This is a genomic window from Bacteroides rodentium JCM 16496 (genome assembly GCF_000614125.1).
Lineage (GTDB): Bacteria > Bacteroidota > Bacteroidia > Bacteroidales > Bacteroidaceae > Bacteroides > Bacteroides rodentium.
Genome location: NZ_BAKJ01000031.1, coordinates 37,023 through 58,483 on the forward strand (window position 1 = coordinate 37,023; position 21,461 = coordinate 58,483).

6 protein-coding genes and 11 pseudogenes are annotated in these 21,461 nt (G+C 45.5%); 8 read left to right on the forward strand and 9 right to left on the reverse strand.

The window, feature by feature from the left end; all coding sequences use genetic code 11:
• Window positions 1–6: 6 nt before the first annotated feature.
• The 5 genes and pseudogenes from cysC to JCM16496_RS13945 all read right to left on the reverse strand — a co-directional run bounded on the left by cysC (window position 7) and on the right by JCM16496_RS13945 (window position 4,281).
• Window positions 7–611 (reverse strand): annotated as a pseudogene (gene cysC / locus JCM16496_RS13925) (adenylyl-sulfate kinase).
• 21 nt (window positions 612–632) lie between these two features.
• Window positions 633–2,185, reverse strand: a pseudogene (locus tag JCM16496_RS13930) (SLC13 family permease).
• A gap of 7 nt (window positions 2,186–2,192) precedes the next feature.
• Window positions 2,193–3,017, reverse strand: a complete 825-nt coding sequence (gene cysQ / locus JCM16496_RS13935) for a 3'(2'),5'-bisphosphate nucleotidase CysQ (RefSeq protein WP_025835052.1) — start codon at window positions 3,015–3,017, stop codon at window positions 2,193–2,195.
• A gap of 312 nt (window positions 3,018–3,329) precedes the next feature.
• Window positions 3,330–3,829: pseudogene (locus JCM16496_RS13940) on the reverse strand (SPOR domain-containing protein).
• A 48-nt stretch (window positions 3,830–3,877) separates the two neighbouring features.
• Window positions 3,878–4,281: pseudogene (locus JCM16496_RS13945) on the reverse strand (lipocalin-like domain-containing protein).
• Between the two features lie 174 nt (window positions 4,282–4,455).
• Here JCM16496_RS13945 and JCM16496_RS13950 point away from each other — a divergent pair.
• The 4 genes and pseudogenes from JCM16496_RS13950 to JCM16496_RS13965 all read left to right on the forward strand — a co-directional run bounded on the left by JCM16496_RS13950 (window position 4,456) and on the right by JCM16496_RS13965 (window position 7,059).
• Window positions 4,456–5,732 (forward strand): annotated as a pseudogene (locus tag JCM16496_RS13950) (DEAD/DEAH box helicase).
• A 471-nt stretch (window positions 5,733–6,203) separates the two neighbouring features.
• Window positions 6,204–6,413, forward strand: a complete 210-nt coding sequence (locus JCM16496_RS13955; RefSeq protein ID WP_005826568.1) for a YtxH domain-containing protein — start codon at window positions 6,204–6,206, stop codon at window positions 6,411–6,413.
• Between the two features lie 19 nt (window positions 6,414–6,432).
• Window positions 6,433–6,786 (forward strand): phage holin family protein, encoded by a 354-nt coding sequence (locus JCM16496_RS13960; RefSeq protein WP_025835055.1) that lies wholly within the window; start codon window positions 6,433–6,435, stop codon window positions 6,784–6,786.
• 12 nt (window positions 6,787–6,798) lie between these two features.
• Entirely contained in the window at window positions 6,799–7,059 is a 261-nt protein-coding gene (locus JCM16496_RS13965) for a hypothetical protein (protein WP_005826570.1), read from the forward strand.
• Window positions 7,060–7,132: 73 nt separating this feature from the next.
• On the opposite strand, the pseudogene JCM16496_RS13970 reads toward JCM16496_RS13965, so the two are convergent.
• Window positions 7,133–8,103: pseudogene (locus JCM16496_RS13970) on the reverse strand (type I phosphomannose isomerase catalytic subunit).
• Window positions 8,104–8,301: 198 nt separating this feature from the next.
• On the opposite strand from JCM16496_RS13970, the pseudogene JCM16496_RS13975 reads away from it, so the two are divergent.
• The 3 genes and pseudogenes from JCM16496_RS13975 to galK all read left to right on the forward strand — a co-directional run bounded on the left by JCM16496_RS13975 (window position 8,302) and on the right by galK (window position 11,953).
• Window positions 8,302–9,398: pseudogene (locus JCM16496_RS13975) on the forward strand (aldose epimerase family protein).
• A gap of 42 nt (window positions 9,399–9,440) precedes the next feature.
• Window positions 9,441–10,749, forward strand: a pseudogene (locus JCM16496_RS13980) (sugar MFS transporter).
• A gap of 49 nt (window positions 10,750–10,798) precedes the next feature.
• Window positions 10,799–11,953, forward strand: coding sequence for a galactokinase (galK, locus tag JCM16496_RS13985; protein ID WP_025835058.1), 1,155 nt, complete (start codon window positions 10,799–10,801; stop codon window positions 11,951–11,953).
• 85 nt (window positions 11,954–12,038) lie between these two features.
• Here galK and JCM16496_RS13990 read toward each other — a convergent pair.
• The 3 pseudogenes from JCM16496_RS13990 to JCM16496_RS14000 all read right to left on the reverse strand — a co-directional run bounded on the left by JCM16496_RS13990 (window position 12,039) and on the right by JCM16496_RS14000 (window position 16,574).
• Window positions 12,039–12,981, reverse strand: a pseudogene (locus JCM16496_RS13990) (glycoside hydrolase family 43 protein).
• A gap of 42 nt (window positions 12,982–13,023) precedes the next feature.
• A pseudogene (locus JCM16496_RS13995) lies at window positions 13,024–15,008 on the reverse strand (alpha-L-arabinofuranosidase family protein).
• A gap of 79 nt (window positions 15,009–15,087) precedes the next feature.
• A pseudogene (locus JCM16496_RS14000) lies at window positions 15,088–16,574 on the reverse strand (arabinan endo-1,5-alpha-L-arabinosidase).
• Between the two features lie 177 nt (window positions 16,575–16,751).
• Here JCM16496_RS14000 and JCM16496_RS14005 point away from each other — a divergent pair.
• The gene (locus JCM16496_RS14005; protein WP_025835060.1) at window positions 16,752–21,035 is read left to right on the forward strand and encodes a hybrid sensor histidine kinase/response regulator transcription factor; all 4,284 of its coding nucleotides are present in this window, start codon (window positions 16,752–16,754) and stop codon (window positions 21,033–21,035) included.
• Window positions 21,036–21,461 lie beyond the last annotated feature (426 nt).

The following is a 21,461-nucleotide window of genomic DNA, read 5'->3' on the forward strand; positions in this document are numbered from 1 at the left end:
TATATCTTATTTCTTCTGAATTCTTGGTAAAATGATTTCCAACAGTTTATTTACCGATTCTTCCAGGCTGAGAACAGAAGTGTCCAACGTCAGAGCCGGATGAGCCGGTTCCTCAAAAGGCGCGGAAATACCTGTGAAATTCTTGATTTCGCCCTTACGTGCTTGGCATAAAGTCCCTTCACGTCACGGCGCTCACACTCTTCAAGCGGGGTACTGACATAAACTTCCAGAAAATCGTCTTGTCCGATAATATCAGCCGCCATTTCACGAATATCGTTATTAGGACTGATAAAAGCCGCGATTGTTATAACACCCGTATCAAGAAAGAGTTTGGAAACTTCGGCTATACGCCGGATATTCTCCACACGGTCGGCCTCCGTAAAACCGAGGTTATTGTTGATGCCACTGCTGATGTTGTCACCATCCAGGATACGGCAAAGCAATCCTCTTTTATGAAGTTCGCGCTCCAAGGCAATGGCTATCGTACTTTTGCCGGAGCCGCTCAAGCCGGTAAACCAAATCATCACGCTGTGCTGCTTCAACAAGTCTTCTTTGTCTCTCCGCATCAGCATTCTGTCAAATATCGGATATATGTGGTTGTTTTCTTCCATATGTTATTATTTCTTCTTTTTTTAAAATGGCCAAATTAAAGGAATCAAGAAAATGGATATCAGGAAAGTAATGATATTCAAAGGTAACCCGATGCGTACAAAATCCGTGAACTTATAGTTACCGATACCTTGTACAATCAAATTTGTCTGATACCCTATAGGAGTGGAGAAGCTGGCGGAAGCCGCCATACAAATTACAACGAAGAAAGGCATCGGGCTGACTCCCATCTGTGAAGAGATGGAAAGTGCCAACGGGAAAGCGAGTGCCGCGGCCGCATTGTTCGTGATCAGTTCCGTAAACAAGTTCGTTATGATAAACATAACAGCCAGTAGCACGTGGGGACCATAATGATGGCTCATGCCTATAATGAAACGCGCCACAACATCTGCCACTCCGGAATTCACCATCGCCTTGCTGATAGCAAAAGCACAAGCAATCGTTATCAGAATATCCCAAGATATATATTTGGTATACTTGCGGGCCGGGAATATCTTTGTCCAGGCCATAATGATAGTAGTAATGGAAACGAAGAAAAACATATCCAGCTTGATTTCCGGAAAAGCTTCCTTGACAACCGGAAGTTCACCAACCGTTGCACCTACTATCATTAATATCAGCAAAGCCAAGGCAAACCAGCGCTTTCCCTTTCCGGGCACCGGTTCCGTATCTTTGCCATTGGCCAGCAACACGAACACCGAAGATTCCCCCAGGTCTTTACAAAAGAGTCATCAGCCATCACCACCAGCGTATCCCCTTCGCGGAGATATTCATTTTCCAAATTTTCGGCAATGCTCTGACCGCTACGCTTAATCTCCTTCACTTCGGCCCCATAATGCCGCTTGAAGTTAAAATCACCAAGTTTCTTGTTGATACCGGGAAAACGGGCACCGAGTACAGCTTCCACCCGATGTAAATCTCCATGCTCCTCCGGCTCCTCATCCAGCTTTACCGCATCCGTACGAACATCCGGCAAAAGTTTTGAAGAAAAAGCAAACAGATAAAAGATACCCACAATCGCAATGAAAATTCCCACTTTGCCCAACTCGAACATAGTAAAGCCTTCATATCCGGCTTCCAATATCATACCATGCACCACCAGATTGGTCGACGTCCCTATCAAGGTGCAGATTCCGCCAAGTATCGTCACATAAGAAAGGGGTATAAGGAATTTGGTAGCAGGCAATTTTACCGATTCGGCCCAACGCTTGATAATGGGAGCAAAGATAACAACCACCGGAGTATTGTTTAGAAAAGCTGAAATAAAGGCAATGGTGGGCAACATACGGAATTGTGCTTTAAAAACCGTAGTCTTACCTTGGGGAAGCAACTTCTTGATTATTTGCCCCAAGGCACCCGACTGCCTGATGCCTTCACTGACCAAAAACAGCATGGCAACAGTAATCATCCCCTTATTACTGAACCCTTCCAGCATCTCCTTAGGAGTGAGGATACCTGCACACAAGAACAATACTACGACAGAAAAGAGCACCATGCCCGGACGCATTTTATCCAGAACCAAGGCAATCACCATGCCCAACAATGCCAGCAGCACAAACAATATCTCAAATGTCATAAAGTCGTTATTTTATTTCGGTATGCTTGGACTCTACGATAAACCACGGATTCAGCAAATCCTCCTTATTATATTGCAAAGGTTCTTCCTTCCCCGCCTGATAAATTTCCATTCCGGCAGCCCGTGCAATAGCATGCCCAGCCGCCGTATCCCATTCCATCGTAGGGGCAAAACGAGGATATACATCAGCCTTGCCTTCAGCTACCAAACAAATCTTGATGGAACTTCCACTTGATATAAGCTCAACTTCCGCATGGCTGCATTTCATTTTCTCGATATAATCTTCTGTCTCGGGCGTCAGATGCGAACGGGAAGCCACAATTACAAACCGTTCGTGCACGCTTGTTTCCGGCAGCTGGACAGCTTTCGCAAGCAGTTCATCCCACGACATTCCATCACGCACAGTAATACCGGATAGCTTATAAGCACCCGAATCATGCACTCCAAAATAGAGTTCCTTTTTTACCGGCACATAAATGACTCCCATTACCGGTACCGAGTGATGCACCAAAGCTATATTCACTGTGAACTCACCGTTCCTCTTGATGAACTCCTTCGTACCGTCCAAAGGGTCTACAATCCATAAAGTTTCCCAACTCCGTCGTTCCGAAAAAGGCAAATGTTTGCCTTCCTCGCTTAGCAGAGGGAAAGGTGTATCGGCCAAAAAACGGCAGATAGTTTCATGAGCCTTACGGTCGGCAATAGTAAGAGGAGAATTATCCGCTTTTTTTTCTACCTGAAAATCCGATGCCGGATCATCGTAAATGGAAAGAATTTTCTCGCCAGCCTGCAAAGCGGCATCAATCGCATTCAGTATATATCGTCGTTCCATACTATATTCTTCTCAAAGATAAGGCACAAAATTAAAAAACTTTTTCAGGTCTAAAAGTTTCCACCTCTTGTTTTATAACTTCTTTTAAACGAAAGAGAGAATATTATAAGCACTTTTCACAATCAGGAAAATCAATCCGGAGCAGAGAAATAGAGTGAAATATTCACGAAGGAAGAGGAAATAAAGAGACTGTGACAACATGAGTTTATCAGGGGCTTTTCATGAAAAAGGCAGTAACTTCGCAGTTACTGCCTCATCTTGAAAGGAAACATATGTATTCCTCTCTGTTATGAATTACCAAAAAGAATTCTATTAATTGATGCTATACAGCAACCATGCCTTCTGAAAGTCATCATTCGAAGGATGTTTAGCTTTGAAAGAGTCGCGCAGATTCTCGGCGGATGCTCTGTCATCGAATGTACCGATAACTACACGATACAGGTTTCTTTCTGCGTTGTAAACCACCATGCAGTATAACCTTCATTCACCAATGTCTGCTTCACACCTTCCGCATTAGCTTTCACGCTATAAGCTCCGCAAACTACACTAAAGGTTTTCAAGCTGGTGCCACCTGATACCACAGTCACCTTCTCCTGGCGCATGCCGGCAGGTGCACTTTCCACCACTTTTACTTCTACCGGAGCGGTAACCACTGGAGCCACCTCTTCAGCAGGAGCAGTTGTTTGCGGCTCGGCCAATTCCTGCTGTTTTGCCTTTTCATATGCTTTCTTATAAGCACTTTCACTTGATTTACAAGAAGAGAATGCCAGAGCTATGCATACTCCCATTCCCAATGCAGCTAATTTTTTCATCTTTTCTATTGTTTTTATTAGTAAAATCGTCTATTCTTATTCTTTATCTCAAAATTTCCGAAAAACAGATTTCATACCCTCATATTCCAAACGCAATGAAGAGTAGGACAAATCTTCTACTTTAAAGGTACGCTTTCCTTCCGGCCACCCGAAATAAGTATCATAGTTTTTATAGCCAACACTTTCAGGCAACAAAATAATGGAAATTTCAGCACCTTTCAAAGAATAATTTCCAAAAAACGTAGTCAACCCTCCATCTTTCAACAAACATATGGCAGAAAAACTTCCTTTTTGAAAATTATAAAATACACTGTCCACCTTCTCTGATGTACCGTCGGCATATTGATACTGACGCAACTGCACTTACCGGCCAAGTCACCCCCACCATTCATGCAAGCAGTCAAAGTACAAGCCACCAATACAATCCAAAGATATTTTAAATGCGATTTCATCATTTTTCCATGCCACTATCTAAATATGGAACAAAAGTACACCATAACATGCGATTATACCTCAGCATTCTTAGTTAAATATAATTAAACCCCTCCATAAAAAGAGATTTCCCGGAAGACTTGACGTATATTTGTCAAATATAAACAGAGCATGAGGCTCACTTAATTGATTACATGACATTTGAAAATTTGAATTTGATAGAACCTATATTGAAGGCTCTTCAAGAAGAGGGGTATTCCACCCCTACCCCAATCCAGGAAAAATCGATCCCTATATTACTTCAAGGAAAAGACTTATTAGGATGTGCTCAAACCGGAACAGGCAAAACCGCCGCATTTTCCATCCCTATCTTGCAAAAGTTATATAAAACGGATAACCGCAAAAGTATCAAAGCACTCATTCTGACGCCGACCCGCGAGCTGGCCATACAGATAGGAGAATGCTTCAGTGCATACGGTAAGTATACCGGGCTGAGACATGCGTCATCTTCGGCGGTGTAGGACAAAAGCCACAGACAGATGAACTGAAACGTGGAGTACAAATACTGGTTGCAACTCCCGGACGACTGCAAGACCTGGTCAACCAAGGTTTCATTAGCCTGAAAGCACTCGAATTCTTCGTATTGGACGAAGCGGACCGGATGCTGGACATGGGATTCATACATGATATCCGACGCATATTAAAGTTATTGCCCGCAAAACGGCAGACACTCTTCTTTTCGGCCACAATGCCTCCGGAAATAGAGACCTTGGCAAACTCCATGCTGACGCACCCCGAAAAAGTGGAAGTCACCCCTGCATCGTCTACGGTTGACACTATCTCCCAATCAGTCTATTTCGTTGAGAAAAAAGAGAAAAAAGACTTACTGATTCATCTGCTGAAGAATCCGGCTATAGAGTCCGTACTTATCTTCACCAGAACTAAATATGGAGCAGACAAACTTGCACGTATCCTTAGTAAGTCCGGAATAAGAGCCGAAGCCATACATGGAAACAAGTCGCAGAATGCCCGACAGCGAGCACTGACCGGCTTTAAGAACCATGAACTGCGCGTACTGATAGCAACCGACATTGCAGCACGAGGCATCGACGTGGACCAACTATCACACGTCATCAACTACGAGTTGCCCAACGTTCCGGAAACATACGTGCACCGTATCGGACGAACCGGACGTGCCGGCCACGACGGTATTGCCCTCTCCTTTTGCGAATCGGAAGAACTGCCTTACCTGAAAGATATCCAAAAATTGATAGGGAAAAACATCCCGGTAATAAAAGAACACCCTTTTGTCACCGCCGATGGCTTAAAAGCCCAGGAAATCAAGACTGAAGAAATTAAGGCCAAAACCAAGGAAAACAAAATCTATCGCGGGAGCCGCACGAATGGAGACTTTTGGAGAAGAAAAAAGCAGGTTAACCGGAACAGTTCTGACCGGCATCATTCACGGTAATTGCCAAGAAGGGTTGCCCCGCTCTCTTCTTTGATTTTTTTCAGACACGCAATTTAATAGTAAAACAGAAATGATTTGCGAAAAGAAAAACGAATAGAGAGAGCAACCTCCCCAGAGGAGGAGAAGTAAATTACTCCGTGTTTTTTCGCAAACCAATTCTGTTCGACTATAGCATAAGAAGGTAAGTATTTTCTGTTTTATTTACATACACGCAAATCAGCTGTTGAAAACAGAATTACCGGCACACAAAACAGCCTCTCCCCGCCTACTCCCTACCTGCTCCGTATTTTCTCCGTGTCCATACGTTGGGAGCAGACAGGGAGCAGACAGGGAGCAGGTAGGGAGCAGACAGGGAGAAGGCAGGATAATGAAAATGCAAAGATAATTTCAAAAAAAGCAGCTGCTACGAACAAACTTACCAAAATTATTGTTAGTTTTGTCATTATAAACCTCTAAAGAAAGGAATATCGTATGAAAGGATTAAATGTTTTAGCAGCTTTCTTGGGTGGTGCCGCAGTAGGTGCAGCCCTCGGTATCTTATTTGCTCCTGAAAAAGGAGAAGACACCCGTAACAAAATCGCAGAAATTCTCCGTAAGAAAGGGATTCGTCTGAACCGAAGCGAAATGGAAGACTTGGTAGATGAAATTGCTGCGGAAATCAAAGGTGAGGTAACGGAATAAGGCAAAAAACAGAACCACTATGTTTGCAGACGACAAAAGTATAGAAAATATGCAGCAGCTCTTCATGGAATTCAAGAAATACCTGGAGCTACAGAAAGAATACACCAAACTGGAAGTCACCGAAAAACTGTCCAAACTGCTTTCTACGCTTCTATTGGTGCTATTGGTCGTCATACTCGGCGTAGTGGTTCTGTTTCACCTGTCGTTTACGCTGGTCTATATCTTAGCTCCGCTGGTAGGCGGGCTAATGATGAGTTTTGCACTTATCACGTGCTTCCATATCCTACTCATCGTTCTGCTTGTCCTATTCCGCAAAAAGCTCATTATTGATCCGACAGTAAAACTTATCGCAGAATTATTCTTAAACAATTAATCCGAAATATTCATGGATAATACGACCAATACCACTCCCGTCACTTTAGAAAGCATCGCCCAGAAAAAAGCCATGCTGCTACAAGAAATACGACTCCAGAAAGAAATCATGACCGGGCTTACACAAGAGATTTTTGCTCCGCTGGAACCAGCCACCAACAAGGCAAATGCCATGATGAGAGCATTCAACACGGGTATGGCTGTTTTTGACGGTATAGTATTGGGAGTAAAGGTAATGAAGAAATTCAGAAAAATATTTGGAAGAAAGAGATAGAATATCGGATAAAAAGAGGGGATGACCACAATAGTCATCCCCTCTTTTTTTATCCGATATAGTCTAAGCACTTTTATACGTACGTCTCAAGCAACTTCACTGCTCCTTCAGGCACAATTGTCACTTCTTGGGTTGCAGCCGGCAACAGGACTGTTTCGCCCGCCTGTACGAAAACTTCATTCTTCTCATTATCAATAATACGGCAAGAGCCTCCACACAAATAAAGATAACAAAAGAATCCAGTTCAGAATAGTCACAAGTGATTTCTTCCGTCATGTCATAGATGGAAGTCGTGAAATACGGGCTTGCCACCATTTCTACCGGTTCATTCTGCACCTGCTCGTACTCCGTACGAAAATCGTCCTGCACATCTGCAAAATTAATGGCATCAATAGCCTGGCTTGTATGCAGTTCTCTTGATTTACCATCCTTATCCTTACGATTGTAATCAAAAATACGGTAAGTGATATCCGACGTTTGCTGTATTTCCGCTACAAAAGCTCCCGCACCGATTCCATGTACCCGACCTGCAGGCACATAAAACACATCGCCCGGTTTAATGGCGCAAGTCTGCAGAACATTCGCAAACGTACCATTATACACTCGTTCCTTATATTCTTTCGGAGTAATCTGCTCTGCAAAACCGGAAATCAGCTTGGCACCCTGGTCAGCAGCAATAACATACCACATTTCATTTTTACCAAAACTGTTATGACGTTTCTTAGCCAACTCGTCACCCGGGTGTACCTGAATCGACAAGTCCAACTTGGCATCAATAAACTTTATCAACAAAGGAAACTTATTTCCGAAACGTGCATAATTAGCTTCTCCTACCAGGTCTTCCTTATATTTTCTGACCATATCCGGCAGCGTTAATCCTTTGTCAGCACCATTGGCCACTATAGACTCACTACCTTCTACTGCCGACACTTCCCAACTCTCGCCTACATTGGCAAGGGTATCATTCAAATGTTTGAATGGAATAATCTTGTCGCCTCCCCAAAGCGTCTGCTTCAGAATAGGCTCAAATTTTAGAGGATACATTCGTTGTTTTTATTAGAACTTTCTGTTAATGATGTGATTTTTTTAGATTCCGGGGGCAAACATACAAAAAATATCAATTTGTATTCCATTTGTTAAACGCTAAACTTTCCTAAAATGTTCTCCACATTTCCTTCCAATTACTTGGGGGAACAAAAGAATTTCTTTTTATTTGCAAGAAATTTAATTAATACCATGGATATGATAAACACTACTCCAACAGAAAGTAATTTGTCCGGTTTGAACCAAAAAGACTTTCAAAAGGATATAAATAACAAAAAGACAGATTTGTTTATCCTGAAGAATGCGCAGGGAATGGAAGTTGCAGTTACTAATTACGGCTGTGCAATACTTTCCATCATGGTACCCGACAAAAATGGCAAATATGCCAATGTTGTATTAGGACACGACAGTATTGAACATGTAATCAACAGTCCGGAACCTTTTCTAAACACTACCATCGGACGCTACGGCAACCGGATAGCCAAAGGAAAGTTTACTTTATACGGCGAAGAGCACCAATTGGCAATCAACAATGGTCCCAACTCACTGCATGGCGGTCCGACTGGTTTTCATACCCGTGTATGGGACGCTGTCCAGCCAGAGCCATCAACAGTCATCTTCAACTACACATCCGCTGACGGTGAAGAGGCTTCCCCGGAAATCTCGAAGTAGAAATGACTTATCGCCTGGAGGATGAAACCAATGCTCTGGTCATCGAATACCGGGCTACTACCGATAAAGCCACCATCGTCAATCTGACCAATCACGGTTTCTTCAATCTTGCCGGTATAGCCAATCCCTCTCCTACAGTCTTAAACAATATCGTTACCATCAACGCAGATTTTTATGTACCCATCGATGAAGTATCCATTCCTACCGGAGAGATATTGAAGGTAGAAGGTACTCCTATGGATTTCCGTACTCCCCATACTCTTGGCGAACGAATTGATGAGGAGCATACACAAATTGTAAATGGTGCAGGATATGACCATTGCTATGTACTGAACAAGACTGAAAGTGGAGAGTTGAGCCTTGCAGCCACCTGCATAGAGCCCAACAGCGGACGAACTATGGAAGTATATACCACTGAAAATGGCGTCCAGCTCTACACTGGAAACTGGCTCGGAGGCTTTGAAGGTGCCCATGGAGCCACTTTCCCTGCAAGAAGTGCAGTCTGCTTTGAGGCCCAGTGTTTTCCCGATACGCCCAACAAGTCCCATTTTCCGTCGGCAGTATTGCTACCGGGTGATGAGTACCAGCAAGTGACAATCTACAAGTTTGGTGTACAAGAATGAAATAACTAATCCAATTTATAAACTTATTAATTTTACAAAACCATGACACAACAAAAACAGAATGGTAAACTCATCGCAATTATCACGATGATCTTCCTTTTTGGTATGATTTCATTTGTTACCAACCTTGCTGCTCCTATGGGAATCGTACTGAAAAATCAGTTTTCAGTATCCAACGCTTTAGGGATGTTGGGCAACTTCGGTAACTTTATTGCATATGCAGTGATGGGAATACCAAGCGGCATCTTATTACAACGGGTAGGGTATAAAAAAACGGCATTGATAGCAGTAGCTGTAGCTTTATCGGTGTAGGTATCCAATATTTATCCGTCATTCAAGCCCTGATATGGCTTTTGCCGTATATTTGATTGGCGCTTTCATCGCCGGTTTCTCCATGTGTTTGCTTAATACGGTAGTCAACCCGATGCTGAACAAGCTCGGCGGCGAAGGTAACAAAGGAAACCAGCTTATCCAAGTGGGCGGCTCTTTCAACTCCGTAATGGCCACCATTACTCCGATGTTCGTAGGTATCCTGATTGCCGGTTCCATTGAAAAAGCTACTATCTCTCAGATATTCCCTGTAATGTACACAGCAATGGCTGTATTTGCCATCGCGTTCTTCGTTCTTTTGATTGTGCCCATACCGGAACCCAATGCTGCAACTTCAACAGAACCTATCGGTAAGTTGATGTCAGGCGCTTTAAAATTCCGCCACTTCATTTTGGGAGCTATAGCAATCTTTGTATATGTAGGTGTCGAAGTTGGTGTACCGGGTACTCTGAACTTGTTCTTGACCGACCCGATTGAAAAGGGAGGAGCAGGTATTTCTTCCACCATTTCCGGTTTTGTTGTAGGTACATATTGGTTCCTCATGCTGATTGGACGTCTGGCCGGCGCTTCATTGGGTGCAAAAATCTCCAGTAAGGCAATGCTTACCTTTACTTCCGCATTAGGCTTACTTTTGGTATTCCTTGCCATCTTCTCATCTACCGGTTCACTTGTCAATCTGCCGGTACTCCAACAAAGCGCTACGGGAGGTCTCTCTTTCGGATTTGCAGAAGTACCCATCAATGCAATGTATCTGGTACTGGTAGGTCTGTGTACTTCCATCATGTGGGGTGGTATCTTTAATCTGGCCGTAGAAGGATTGGGTAAATATTTGGCAGCCGCTTCCGGTCTGTTCATGGTATTGGTATGCGGCGGCGGCATCTTGCCCGTTATCCAAGGTTTGGTGGCCGACATTGCAGGTTTCATGCCGAGTTACTGGGTTATCATCGCAGCCCTTGGCTATCTGTTGTTCTACGGTTTGGTAGGCTGCAAAAATGTCAATAAGGACATCAAGGTCGATTAACAAGAAAATATAGGTAATTTATTTATTCACCTTATAAAATATAAATATCATGGATATAGAATACGTAAGAAGCCGTTTCATCAAGCACTTTGACGGAACAACGGGAGCTGTTTATGCTTCTCCGGGTCGCATCAACCTTATCGGTGAGCATACAGACTATAACGGTGGTTTTGTATTCCCCGGAGCAATCGATAAAGGAATGATTGCAGAAATAAAGCCCAACGGCACAAACACAGTAAAAGCTTATTCCATCGACCTGAAAGATTATGTGGAATTTGGCTTGAATGAAGAAGATGCACCCCGCGCAAGCTGGGCAAGATATATCTTTGGCGTGTGCCGGGAAATGATGAAACGCGGTGTAGATGTAAAAGGTTTCAATACCGCTTTTGCAGGCGATGTGCCTCTGGGCGCAGGAATGTCCTCTTCAGCAGCTTTGGAAAGTACCTATGCCTATGCTTTGAACGACTTGTTCGGTGACAACAAGATAGACAAATTTGAATTGGCAAAAGTGGGACAATCTACAGAACATAACTATTGTGGCGTAAACTGTGGTATCATGGACCAATTTGCTTCTGTATTCGGAAAGAAAGGAAGCCTCATCCGTCTGGATTGCCGTTCACTGGAATATCAGTATTTCCCATTCGACCCGCAAGGCTATCGTCTGGTTCTTGTAGATTCTGTAGTGAAACACGAACTTGCATCTTCAGCATACAACAAACGTCGTCAAAGCTGCGAAGCTGCTGTTGCCGCTGTTCAGAAGAAGCATCCACACGTAGAATTCCTGCGTGACGTTACCATGGGCATGCTGGAAGAAGCCAAAGCCGACATCGGCGCAGAAGACTATATGCGTGCAGAATATGTCATCGAAGAGATTCAACGTGTACTCGACGTTTGCGACGCCCTGGAAAAAGGCGATTATGAAACTGTAGGCCAAAAGATGTATGAAACACATCATGGCATGAGTAAGTTGTATGAAGTAAGCTGCGAAGAACTCGATTTTCTGAATGACCTTGCATTCGATTGTGGAGTTACCGGTTCACGTGTCATGGGCGGTGGATTCGGTGGATGTACAATCAATCTGGTAAAGGATGAATTGTACAGCACATTCATCGAAAAAGCAAAAGATGAATTCAAGAAGAAGTTCGGCAGAAGCCCGAAAGTATATGATGTAGTCATCAGCGACGGTGCCCGCAGATTAGAATAAGTCAGAAAGATTGAAATAGATAAAAAGAGAGGTTGTGTCAGAATTGACACAACCTCTCTTTTTATTCAACAATGATGTAAGCGTTCTACCACACTCCTTCTGTTGTCATCTGTAACCGCTTCATGGTACCATCCTCATTGTAATAGATTCGATCTATACAAATTGAACGACGGAAACTTCCACCTGCCGTATTGATGGCACCGTTATGATAGATACAATACCAGTTTCCCTTAAACTCAATGATAGCCTGATGATTGGTATTGCAATTACCAGCCAGTTCGTTCAGCAATCCTTTGCACTCCCAAGGTCCCGTGATGTCGCGGCTCATGGCATAGCAAAGCTTCTCGGGAAATTCGCTGGCATAGGATAGATAATACCACTCACCACGCTTATGAATCCAAGCCGCCTCCGTGAAACGGGGCAAATCCACCGGAATGATGGGACCGTCCAGTTCTATCATGTTCTTCTTCAATTTGGCAAAGTAACATTGACTGTTCCCCCAGTACAGATAAGCCTGACCGTCATCATCAATAAAGACAGTCGGATCGATATCATCCCAATAACTGTTGCTGCGCTCAGTAGTCATGTCATTGGTGATAAGGCAGAGCCACGAGCATCCACAAAAGGCCCGGTAGGAGAATCGGAAACAGCGACACCGATGGACTTACCGGGAATAGTACTATGCTCCACAGTCACATACCAATAAAACTTGCCATCACGTTCTATGACCTGGCTTGCCCATGCCTCACCTTTTGCCCAAGAAAAATCTTTTGCTTTCAAAGGAGACGGGTGTTCCGTCCATGTCTTCAGGTCTGAAGAAGAGAAAACGCACCATTCATTAAGAAGATAATGCTCTGCCGGTGGAGGACATTCGTCGTGCCCGCCATAGATATACACCTTTCCATCATGCACCATGCAGCCGGGTCACTGATAAACTTATACTTCACAATAGGATTTCCATCGGCAACAAAAGTAGTGTCTTCTTGCGCTGACAGTCCTTGAGGAACTGCCAGCAAAAAAGAAAACATCCCTATAACAAACTTATAAACCTTATTCATGTCGTTTCCTCATTATAGCCCACACTTCAATATATACACCGTAAATGTATTTGCCCCAATCTCTGTATTCAGAGTCCTCCCCTGCACCATCAGTACCGATTCTTGGGGAACAATGGTGGCAGGATGCTCTATCGTGTTGTCCTTATTTGGGTCTGTGGAACTTAACTTGATGCAACGCCCACCGGTGATTTCACTTTTCTTCTTCAGCCCGTCGAATGTGATGTTCAAGGATTGGGACTCATCCGATGTATTGGCAACTTTGACGATAATTTCACTCGTATTCTTGTCGTACACCGCACTGGCAAACAACCCGTTCTGCCCTTCGGCACCCGTCAACGGTTTCTTGTCCATAGTCAGAGGAAGAATATTGGTTCCTTTGTACCGGGCATACAACTGTTGCACATAGTAACTCACCGTTCGCACGGAATTCAGATTGTCAAACCAAATCATATCTGGTCTCCATTGCCATCCCTCTACATGGGCAAAGAGCGGGGCGTATGTAGCCATGTGTACCACGTCGGCATTACGTTCCAATCCCGTCATGAAGGCTGCCTCGAGAAGCGCGGCATGGAAGTGGTTCCACTTCTTACCCTTTCCATGGCAAGCATACTCTCCGGCAAACACTTTCGGTCCTTTACGGTCATAGTTGTCGTAACGGGCGCCCTGACTTAAGAACCATGTTTCCGGACGATAGAAATGTTCATCCACCAAGTCCGCCTTCAGCCGTTTCATCTCCGGCCATAGATAGTCGAACTGCTTTCCTTCGGAATCCGGTCCCGAACTGCCTACAATCCGGATATCGGGATATGCCTTACGGATGGCATTCACAAAAGGCTCCAAATGTTCAGGATACTCTTTCCCCCACTGTTCGTTGCCGATGCCGATAAATTTTAAGTTGAATGGGGCAGGATGTCCCATATCTGCACGGAGTTTTCCCCATTCAGTGGTGACATCACCATTGGCGAATTCTATCAAGTCGAGCGCATCCTGGATATAGCTCTGCAATTCGCATACCGGCACATGGGCTTCTTTGTCCGGATTCTGGAACTGACAAGCCAGTCCGCAGCTCAACACCGGAAGCGGTTCCGCGCCAATCTCCTCCGAAAGTTGGAAAAACTCATAGAATCCCAGCCGTAGCTTTGATAATAGTCGGGATAAAAGCGGTGGGGGAAGGTGTACTGCCAGCGATTCTCGTTCAGCGGACGGTTCTCTACCGGCCCCACTGATTTCTTCCAGTCATAGCGTGTATCCAAATCGGTACCCTCAACGATGCAACCGCCCGGAAAGCGGAATACTCCCGGCTTCAAATCTGCCAATGCCTGGACTAAGTCTTTACGAAGACCGTTTTCACGCCCCTTCCAAGTATCTGCGGGAAATAGGGAAACGTGTTCCAAATCCACCGTAGCCTGTCCGGCAAGGAAGATGCGGAGCACAGCCCTCGGATTGGTGGCAGTGGGGTTCAGCGTCACTTGATACTTCTTCCACTCCTTTGAGTCGATGGTCAGGTTTTCGGTAGCGAAAGCATGCTGTTCTCCCATGGATTTGGAATCGACCAGTTCAATACGGATACGCCCGGCCTCACCACCATCGGGGATGCGTGCCCATACCGAAAAACGATACTCCTCTCCCTGCTTCACACCGATACCGAAAAAGCCTTCGTTGTCCAGTCCGGTCTGCTTATGCGGATGACCGGCGTATGCCAAACGCACGTAATGCGGATTCCTCTCAAAAGGGCCGTCATCCCTCAAAGAAACTTTTCCGAAGCTTTTCCAGCCCATCAACCTTTGCGGAAACTCAAATGAACGGTTTTTCACCAGTTCCGCATACAATCCGCCATCAGCGGCATAATTAATGTCTTCGAAAAACAGCCCGTACATGGTAGGCTGAATCTCCGCACCTAACTTCTTAGCCTGCACTATCAGCTCATTAGTCTGTGCCTGAAGCGCCACAGCCATGGCCAAAGCAGCTGCAGTTGCCAAAACTTTACTTTTCATCATGGTTCTGTTATTAGATAAATTCTTTTTTATAAGTAGATGTATTGATAAGGCAATGTTATCGGTGACAATCCACAGACAATCATCTGGTTCTCTTCCCCCACACAGACCGTCCTTGACCGTCTATTCCGGTGAAGAGCACCGTTTCTGTCTCATTCTCCCAATCGTGCCCGGCAAAGACTATCAAGTTTTTCACAACTTCCGTACCAAAGTCCAGTGTCAGCTGCTGCTCTGCCTCTTGGAGTTCCCAAGTTCCTTTCCCTTCATCCAGCTTTCCATCCTTTGCAAGCTTCAAGTGGCGGGAGACGTTCCATTCCTCGTCTTTCAGTTCGCCTTCCCCCCAAAGTATCTGTCCGGCCTCCAAACTACGCTCGTACAAAGATTCCTGTACCCGGATGATTTCCCACTCACCCACCAAATCAATAGTCCGGAACTTCCGTGGCTCACTGCCCGCATAGCGTTCGGGCGAAACGACCGGCCAGCCATCTTTCGTAAAGAATACCTGACGCAGATGCAAATCCATCAATAAGTTTTGCGGCGAAAGGCGTCCTTGATGCACCATAAAGTACCGCCCGTCATCCGTAGCGAACACACCGCAATGTGCCGTACCCGCCCATCCCGGATGGTTAGTGAAACGATAAGGCGCGGTCAAGATTGGAAAATTATTGGTTGTATCGGCCAAAGCCTTTCCAAAAAAATCGGTAAACGGACCTTCAGGCTTGTCCGAACGTCCCACACGTACGTTATAGGTAGTCATCAGCGGGTCGTAAGACGTAAAAAGATAGTACTGCCTCAACATTGGATGATAAAATATCTCGGGAGCCTCCAAATTGTCTTTCTTATAATTGGCACGGCGGGCTATCAGATGCCCCTTGTCACCTTCGGCAACAGTTAGTCCCGTCTCAGGATTCAACTCCACACAATAGAGCCCCCCAAAGTAAGAACCATAGTGCATCCACCACTTCCCGCTGACGGAATCAACCACAATACTGGGGTCGATGGCATTCATGGGAGTTGTATCGTCCGTCTTCACCACACAACCCACCTGGTTCCAAGGGCCTTCGGGAGATTCGGACTCTGCCAAACCGATGTAGGATGTGCTGCGTCCAAAAGCCGACACACAATAATAAAGCCTATAAAAATTGCCATAAGAGATGATGTAAGGAGCCAGATGTTCGTAGCACCTTCACCTCCGGTGCAACCATGCACCCACTCCACCGCCTCCTGCGGTATCTCGGGAAATGCCCATCCCCGGAAGTCCCAATGCACCAAATCTTGGGAGCGGCGCACTTGTATATATCCCAAGGGCACACCTTTTTCCTGAGCTTCCTCACGGTTCTCCCTAAAAATGGCATCCGTGGAATACATATAGTAATAATCGTCAAGTTTCCGACAAGAAGGGTCGTGAACGTTATAAGTACCCCATAAACGGTAATTTTCCATCGATGACACAGCCGAATAGTCATCTGCCCAAGGATTGGGCGAAGCCACTGGAGAAAATACAGCAGGTTTGCATCCCGCCAACAGTGTAGCAACTACGCAGAAAGCTACATACAGTAATTTTTTCATAATATCATTTTTCATCTAAAATAAACATTACTGCAAATGTACGCCGAATCCAGCCCCATAGAAGTGGATAAACGGACTTTTAAGGTGGACAATCAGCCACCTCTGCCAAAACGGTCGTAACTTTCTTTTGTCATAACATTAGATCCGTTATCTTTGCTGTCACTAATACCAAACAAAATGAAAAAACAATTCATACTACACCTTATTATATTATATGTCTTGCTGTCTGTATGCAACCGTTCTCCACTCCGGGCGCAAGAGACATTTGCCGACCACTACAACATCAATTACATCACCCTCAACGATGGCTTGCCCCACAACTTTGTGGACGATATCTACAAAGACAGCCGTGGTTTCCTATGGATAGCCATGGGAGGCGGAGGGCTGTCGCGCTACGACGGCTACGAATTCGTCAACTTCAGTCCCACCACACCCCATTGCAAAATCAAAAGCAACTTCATCCGCAATGTCCATGAAGACCGTTTCCAGCGGCTATGGGTAGTTTCTGAAGGAGGTACCGACCTCATTGACCTCTCCACCCTGCAACCAGCATCCCTGTTTGACAAACAACAACAACTTGCTGACTTGTTTCGACAGCCCGCCTCCCTCGTCGTATGCGATTCCATAGGATGTATCTGGCTCCATAGCGGTGACCGCCTCTATCGTATCGCATTCAATGAAAGCGGGGACATCGAAGACATCCGCTCCCTCGAAGCTCCCGGCCTTTACCGTAGCGATGTATTTTTCTGCGACATCGACCAGGACGGAAAAGTATGGATAGGAATCAACGGAACACTCTATAAAGTAAGTCCCGATAACAAAGAAGGACTCAAGGCTACCCCCGTTGCCGAATGCCTGACCTTCGCACCCGACACTTATTTCACCGACTTCATCGCCAAGGAAAATGAAGTCTGGATTTCAACCAACCGTGGACTGTACCGCTACAACCGCAACCAGAACATCGTGAAACACTACGAACATACCTCCGACGATCCACATTCACTTTCACACAACTACCTGACCGATCTGGCTGTGACCCCCAACCGCCAACTGCTGATAGCCAGTTTGTGTGGCATAAACATTTACAATCCCCTCAAAGACAACTTCAAGCACCTCAGTGAAAGGTCCACCCATACAGGAGGCTTGCAACTGAATAGCAACTTCATCAACTGCATCACCATTGATGGTAAACACATCTGGATAGGAACGGAAAGTGGAGGTATAAACAAACTTACAACCAAACGTCTCTTCATGCAGAATTACCAGAACGACCGCGACAATCCGAAAACCCTTTCACACAACCCCGTCAATGCCATCTACGAGGACGCAGACGGCATACTTTGGGTAGGAACCGTGGAAGGCGGACTGAACCGCAAAGAAACTGACTGTAACCACTTCTCACACTACACCCGAGAGAACGGGACACTAACCCATAACTCCGTCAGCGCCATCACTGCCGATGGAGAAGGACGGCTGTGGGTGGGTACTTGGGGCGGAGGCCTCAACCGGCTCTACCGCGACAATCCCCAGCGCCTCCCCGAAGTAATATCCACTGCAAACGGCTGTGAGTTCCCCATAGACTTTGTCGGAGCCTTGGTTTACGACCCCATCAACAAGGGCATGTGGATTGGTGCCAATCAAGGAATCTATCTTTACGACCTCAACACCAAGAAAGTAATCTCTCCACTGCCTGCCCATACCGCCAAGAACATACACGGATGCATCGGTTCCATCATCGACAAAGACGGGAAGCTGTGGATGGGATGCATGGACGGGGTGTATATCATTGACCTGCACTCACGTACATACGACTCACCGGACAGTCTTTTCGCCTATCGCTACTTAAAATACAAGCTGGATGCTCCTACTTCCGGTCTGATAGAGAAAATCACCTGTATCTACGAGACCAATGACGGCACCTTATGGTTAGGGAGCAACGGCTACGGCATCTACAAACGAACCGTTGACACCAAAGGAAAGGAAAAATTCACTGCCTACACCACTGCCCAAGGGCTGGCAAACAACTGTGTGGTCGGCATCCTTGAAGACAGCAAAGGTTGCCTGTGGATGGCCACCAACAACGGTCTGTCCCGATTTATAAAATCCGAAGAACGATTCATCAACTATACCCGGCAAGACGGACTTGTAAATACCCAATTCTACTGGAACGCCGCTTGCCACTCTACCCACGACAGACTATACTTCGGCACTGTGGCAGGTCTGGTGAGCATAGAGTGTGACATACCCGACACTCCGTCACAGCCTGCGCAAGTACGATTCACCAAATTAATTGTAGGCAATGAGGAAGTGCAACCTGGTAGTGAACTGTTGTCGCAAGACATCTCCGTAACAAAAGAAATACGCTTGCACGAGCGGCAGAAATCATTCTCATTAGAATTCTCCGCCCTCAACTTCGACCCCTACAACACGGCAACATATAGTTATCGGCTCATCGGCTTCGACAAGGAATGGGTACATGTACATAACAACCGCCGCTTTGCCAACTACACCAACCTCTCGCCCGGTACCTACACGCTACAAGTGAAGTACACTTCGGGCAACGGCATTCCGGAAAAAGCCGTCGCAGAACTTAGTATCATCATCACTCCCTATTTCTATAAGACGGGCTGGTTCACCCTGCTGACTTTCCTGCTTCTCTCGCTCGCCGTCTGGCTGTTCTACCAATGGCGCATACGTAGCCTCAAAAAACAGCGGGAATTGCTCCACCGCAAAGTGGAGCAACGCACCCACGAGCTAAACGAACAGAAACAACTGCTGGAACGTCAAACCGAAGAACTCTCCCGCCAGAACAACATGCTGAAACAACAGAACGAGAAAATCACCCGCCAAAAGTCCCAACTAGTGCAAATGGCTCGCAAAGTGCAGGAACTCACCATCGACAAGATAGCCTTCTTCACCAACATCACGCATGAATTCCGTACTCCGATAACCTTGATTATCGGTCCCATAGAGCGCGCCTTGAAACTGAGTTACAACCCACAAGTAATAGAACAGTTGCACTTTGTTGAACGCAATTCGAAATACCTGCTTTCACTCGTCAACCAATTGATGGACTTCCGCAAAGTAGAGTCGGGCAAACTGAAAATCGTAAAGACACACGGCAACTTCCTGAAGTTTACCGATGATTTGATCGTGCCCTTTGAAGTTTTTGCCAAAGAACGGAACATCACACTGAAACGCTATTACCGAATGCCTTCGCCCGAAACCACCTATGATGAAGAAGCCATGCACAAGGTAATGACCAACCTACTCAGCAACGCTATCAAATTCACTCCCAATGGTGGAAGTGTATCCTTATTTGTGGCCCAACTGCCCACTGCCGAAGAGGGAAGAACCACGCTCTACCTCTGTGTCAGTGATACCGGCAGTGGCATACCCAACGAAGACACAAACAAGGTATTCAACCGTTTCTACCAGTCACAAAATCAGACCAAATACCCTATGTACGGCCAGGCCGGAAGCGGCATCGGACTCTACCTATGCAAACGCATCATACAGATGCACGGCGGTGAAATCTATGCACGAAACAATCGCAGTGCAGGCTGCTCGTTACGCATTCTCATACCATTGAACGACAAAGAGGAGGCTGCAAGACAAGTCGCCCAAACGGACAAACAAGAAACCGTAAGCGTACCACAAGCCACCAGCCATACAGGAAAAAGCCTGACGATTCTTGTTGTGGAAGACAATGCGGATATGCGCGGATACGTCCGCTCCATCCTCCGCGACCGCTACAATGTACTAGAAGCAACCAACGGTGCAGAGGCCTTGGACGTATTGAGTTCATATGCAGTGGACTTCATCGTCAGCGACCTGATGATGCCTGTAATGGATGGTATCGAACTGTCCCGCCGAGTAAAGGAAAACTTCGCCATCTCCCACATCCCCTTCCTGATGCTGACTGCCAAGACCTCGCAAGAATCCCGTTTGGAGAGCTACCGCACCGGAGTGGACGAATATCTGCTGAAACCTTTCGACGAGGCTCTGTTGCTGACCCGCATAGAGAATATCTTGGAAAACCGCAAACGCTATCAAAAGAAGTTTGCCATGGCAATGGACGTAAACGCCCTAAACATGGAAGAAGAATCGGGTGACAAGAAATTCCTTAACCACATTATGGATGTCATCAAGAAGAACTACAAGAACTCCTATTTCGAAGTCAGTGATTTCTGCGAAGCGGCCGGAGTGAGCAAGAGCCTGCTGAACAAAAAACTACAAAGCCTCGTCGGACAATCTGCCGGGCAGTTCATACGAAACTACCGACTGAACATCGCCCGCGAAATGCTGCTGGAAAACCGGGAAAGCAAAAGCATGAACATTGCGGAAATTGCATACGAAGTGGGATTCAACGACCCGAAATACTTCACAAGGTGCTTCACCAAATATTTCAATACAACACCCAGTTCGTTGCTTAATGAAGGAGAACTATTAAAGAGTTAAAGTAATACAGAATCAAGTTACCTTCTATCTACAGCTATCTTTTTCTCAATTCATTTCCGTTTGACAATATTCAGGCAAAAACTTCCTAAAAACAGAAAGTATCTACCTGAATATTGTCCTTTTGCTCACTGGCAAGTAGTCTGTTGAAGGCTACTTATTAATCTTACCACACCAGTGTTCTTTTCTTACCACAGACGTTGTATAGTAAAAAGTAATTGATTTGCTTTTCTTTTCGCAAATCATTTCTGTTCTACTATAAGAAAGAAACACAAATGCAGTAAGGAAAGAGCATAGTTGTGGTAAGAATAAATTTTCCCACCTTCGTTACCAGTTTCCGCCAACTTCAGGGTTACTTCTTCCCAAGTTTACAACAATTTTTGCCCGACTTTTTCTATACCAATAGTAAATAGCATACTATAGCCTATA

Excerpts from the sequence above, each read along its gene's own strand:
- cysQ (WP_025835052.1), bottom strand. The coding sequence starts at position 3,017 with ATGGAACGACGATATATACTGAATGCGATTGATGCCGCTTTGCAGGCT.
- JCM16496_RS13955 (WP_005826568.1), top strand. The coding sequence starts at position 6,204 with ATGAAAGGATTAAATGTTTTAGCAGCTTTCTTGGGTGGTGCCGCAGTA.
- JCM16496_RS13960 (WP_025835055.1), top strand. The coding sequence starts at position 6,433 with ATGTTTGCAGACGACAAAAGTATAGAAAATATGCAGCAGCTCTTCATG.
- JCM16496_RS13965 (WP_005826570.1), top strand. The coding sequence starts at position 6,799 with ATGGATAATACGACCAATACCACTCCCGTCACTTTAGAAAGCATCGCC.
- galK (WP_025835058.1), top strand. The coding sequence starts at position 10,799 with ATGGATATAGAATACGTAAGAAGCCGTTTCATCAAGCACTTTGACGGA.
- JCM16496_RS14005 (WP_025835060.1), top strand. The coding sequence starts at position 16,752 with ATGAAAAAACAATTCATACTACACCTTATTATATTATATGTCTTGCTG.